This window comes from Komagataeibacter xylinus NBRC 15237 (genome assembly GCF_001571345.1).
GTDB lineage: Bacteria > Pseudomonadota > Alphaproteobacteria > Acetobacterales > Acetobacteraceae > Komagataeibacter > Komagataeibacter xylinus.
On the sequence record NZ_BCTP01000104.1, the window covers coordinates 1 to 2,753 of the forward strand.

Sequence of the window (2,753 nt, forward strand, 5' to 3'; positions counted from 1 at the left end):
CTTCTTTATGATTGCTGAATGTTTTCCGGACTAACTTTTCAAACAGTCTTGTCTTATGCATTCCGCGTCGCTGCGTGCGACAAAGGACTGATTTTTCCGGGGTGGCCACCCCGGAAAAATCAGGAAGGGGACGGGTCGGCAACAGGCAGACCGTAATGGGTCGTCTTGAGAGTATGACCACCCCTTCTTTTCCTTGTGCCCTGAACGGATACCCGAGGTTCGGCCTCGGATGACAAGCATAGGACATGGAAAAGATGACGCATCCAGTTGCGGCTTCCAAGGCCGAGTTGCCACCCGCATCGATCACAATTGGGATCGATGTATCCAAGGATCATCTCGACGCCGCCCGTCACCCCGGCGGTGATACCGTCCGTGTCGCCAACACCCGCAAGGGCCAGACCGCACTTCTGCGCTGGATCGGCGACATCAAAGCCGTTGCCCGGGTGGTGTTCGAGCCAACCGGCCCCTATCACCGCACACTGGAGGAACGCCTGGCGGCCGTTGGTATCCCGCAGGTCAAGGTTAATCCACGACAGGCGCGGCGTTTCGCCGAAGCCACCGGCAAACTCGCGAAGACAGATCGCGTCGATGCATTGATGCTGGCACGCTATGGTGCCCTGCTGGATCCGGTGGCGCGTCCAGTCCGCACGGATCTACAGAACCGTCTGGCCGAACTGGTCGCCGCGCGCCGCAGTCTGATGCGAGACCGCACGGCAACGCTCAATCGTCTCAAGACCCTCACGATCGGCTTGCTGCAGCGCCACGCGCGTCATCGCCTGCGGCAGATCGAGGCGCAGGTCACATCCCTCGATGCGGCAACTGACGCGCTCGTGGCGGAAGATGCGCATCTGTCTCGACGCCGGGACGTGCTGACCAGTATTCCGGGACTGGGAACAGTCACGGCTCATGCGCTTCTGGCCGACATGCCCGAACTCGGCATGATGGAAGAAGGTCAGGCAGGTGCACTGGCCGGGCTGGCACCCATCACGCGCCAGTCCGGCACATGGCGAGGCCGCAGCTTCATCCAGGGTGGTCGTGCCACCATAAGGCAAGCTCTCTACATGCCGGCCATCGTCGCCATGCGGTTCAACCCAGACCTCAAACGTGTTTACGATCGCCTTATCGCAAAGGGAAAACACGCCAAGATCGCCATTACCGCAATCATGCGAAAGCTCGTTGTCCTCGCAAACGCCCTGCTTCACAAAGATCGGCTTTGGACGCCAAAAGCCGCTTGACCACAACGGATACTCTTAGAGTGAACCCAACAAGAACGTTGAGGCTGTTCTGCTGAGAGTTCGATAGACAGTTGGCCGAGAAATAGAAAACAGTTCTGAAAGATCGCTGATGGAGTAATCGCCGGTATCATACATCCGGCGAAGCTCTTTTTGCTGACGTTCAGAAAGCTTGGGTTTCTTTCCGCGTAGTTTACCTTTGTCGCGTGCAACGGCCATCCCTTCACGAGTACGCATCCGGATCAGATCGGCTTCAAACTCCGCGAAAGTCGCAAGGATGTTGAAGAACAACTTGCCCATTGGATCAGACGGATCGTGAATACTGTTCCCAAGTTGAAGCTTCACGCCACGGGATGCCAGGCTGTCGCCAATAAGCCGTGCATCAGGGACAGAGCGGGCCAGTCGATCAAGCTTTGGTACGACCAAAGTATCGCCACTACGAACAGCCGCCAGTGCCTGGTCAAGGCCGGCCCTTTCCCGGTTCGTGCCGGTGAAGCCCTTGTCGGTGTAAATACGATCGGCAGAAACACCGAGTTTGAGCAGTTCCTGATGCTGGGCCGCGAGATCCTGTTTGTCCGTCGAGCAGCGGGCATAGCCGATCATTATGTGTGTCATACGGGAAAGTGTAACGTATAAGGCCCCATGACTGCAAAACATATGGTACCACCTTTATGAGACACAGCACACGGCTGTATTCCATGACGTGTTGCACTTGTCCGGGACAGTCCGTCCAACGATCCCCTTCCGGACACATGAAGGAGACATCCGATCATGGCGCGGCGCCGTCTTCTGACCCGTGAAGCTCTCGCCCGACATTACGAGCCTTCTGTCGATGATCGCGAGATCACGAGACATTTTACACTCAGCCAGGATGACTTCGATCTGATCGCAACCCGCCGCGGAGAAACCTCCCGATTGGGTTTTGCGATGGTCATGCTCTACATGCGCTGGCCGGGACGGGTGCTGGAATCTGGTGAAACACCACCGGCTCCCATTCTGTCATTTGTTGCGCGGCAGCTCGACCTGTCCCCTGGGCTCTGGTCCCATTACGGACGTCGTGACGAAACCCGTCGATCCCATCTGGCCCACCTGATGAAGCGTTATGGCTACCGAACCTTCGATCGGTCGGCATTTCATGACATGACCGGTTTCGCGATGCCAATTGCACATCATGTGACCCAGCCATCCCGCATGGCTGCGATCCTGATTGACGAGATGCGTCGCCGAAGCATTCTCCTGCCGTCGGTCACTGTCATTGAAGCCTTGGTGCGCCGTGCTCGCCAGCAGGCCGATCACCTTGTCCATGACGTCCTTGCAGGGGATCTGCCGCCGGAAACCCGTTGTCGTTTGGACAAAATGCTGGAGCGTCGTGGCGATCGCAGTGCCTCCTCGCTCTCGTGGCTGCGTAACCCGCCCCTGTCACCAGCCGCGCGCAATATCCTGCGATTGCTGGAACGCCTGGAGTATGTACGATCCCTGAACCTCGACAGCGCTCGCGCCACGACCATACCGCGTGTGGCC

Annotated in this window: 3 protein-coding genes; 2 read left to right on the forward strand and 1 reads right to left on the reverse strand. The window is 57.9% G+C overall.

The window, feature by feature from the left end:
- Nucleotides 1-254 precede the first annotated feature (254 nt).
- Complete coding sequence (locus tag GXY01S_RS16495; protein WP_061276857.1) at nucleotides 255-1,235, forward strand: IS110 family RNA-guided transposase; 981 nt, start codon at nucleotides 255-257, stop codon at nucleotides 1,233-1,235.
- Between the two features lie 15 nt (nucleotides 1,236-1,250).
- Here GXY01S_RS16495 and GXY01S_RS16500 read toward each other — a convergent pair whose 3' ends face one another.
- Nucleotides 1,251-1,847 (reverse strand): recombinase family protein, encoded by a 597-nt coding sequence (locus GXY01S_RS16500; protein WP_029329811.1) that lies wholly within the window; start codon nucleotides 1,845-1,847, stop codon nucleotides 1,251-1,253.
- A 156-nt stretch (nucleotides 1,848-2,003) separates the two neighbouring features.
- Here GXY01S_RS16500 and GXY01S_RS17765 point away from each other — a divergent pair.
- The coding region (locus GXY01S_RS17765; protein WP_156470350.1) for a DUF4158 domain-containing protein at nucleotides 2,004-2,753 on the forward strand (750 nt) is incomplete at its 3' end.

Bases quoted from the DNA above. Each gene is read 5' to 3' on its own strand.
- GXY01S_RS16500 (WP_029329811.1), bottom strand. From the start codon at position 1,847: ATGACACACATAATGATCGGCTATGCCCGCTGCTCGACGGACAAACAG.
- GXY01S_RS16495 (WP_061276857.1), top strand. From the start codon at position 255: ATGACGCATCCAGTTGCGGCTTCCAAGGCCGAGTTGCCACCCGCATCG.